The 792-nt window shown below is 51.3% G+C and carries 1 protein-coding gene; it reads right to left on the reverse strand.

Annotation, left to right across the window (positions count from 1 at the left end; all coding sequences use genetic code 11):
• Positions 1-81 precede the first annotated feature (81 nt).
• A partial coding sequence (locus B5F07_RS22220) for an RNA-guided endonuclease TnpB family protein (protein WP_140398083.1) occupies positions 82-792 on the reverse strand: 711 nt, incomplete at its 5' end.

A 792-nucleotide genomic window follows, 5' to 3' on the forward strand; every position in this document is an offset into this window, starting at 1 on the left:
GGTTTGAAGTGGGAGCTTCCTGCTCATCAGCCCCAACGGGCTAAGTATCAACAGGCTATCCCCGCCGGCCCGACGGTTCTTTTATTGTCCGGATACGGACATCTTTTTCTGCGCAGTTATGCACATAATAACCTCTTTCCTTCCTCCCGGATATTTCCCGAAGTTCAGGCTCCGGCTCATTGCTTTCAGATTCAGATCCTCCACTGCTACCGCATCATATTCCTCTGCCAGTCTGAAACTGAGCTTGTGAAGATAATCCTTCCTCTGGTTTCTGACCTTTTCATGGCGTCTTGCCACTTTACGCTTCTGCTTCTGGTAATTCCGGCTGCCTTTCTGGCAGTAGGACAGCTTTCTTTGTTCCCTGGCCAGCCTTTTCTGTGCCTGACGGTAGTATCCCGGATTCCCACATTTCTCTCCTGTAGAAAGGACTGCCATCCCCTGCATCGCATAATCAATCCCCAGCACCTTCTCTACTCTGACCGTTCCTGCTTGGTTTTCACAGGGTTCAAACGAGAACAGAAGACTGGCATAATATTTACCTGATGGCTCCATGGAGACAGTGACAGATTTCAGAAGCCATCCCGCAGGGATCTCCCTGTGCTGCCGGATCCTAACCGTCCCGACCTTTGGAAGGCGCAGCCTTCCCTCTGATATCCAGATATTCCCATTCACTACATTGGTGGTGTAACTCCTGCGGCTGCCGTGTTTGAACTTGAACTTCGGAAATCCCGTCCCCGGTTCCCGGAAGAACTTCCGGTATGCACGTTCCAGATGAAGCTGCTCATTCGCAAG

The sequence above is a fragment of the Lachnoclostridium sp. An169 genome (assembly GCF_002160525.1).
GTDB lineage: Bacteria > Bacillota > Clostridia > Lachnospirales > Lachnospiraceae > Mediterraneibacter > Mediterraneibacter cottocaccae.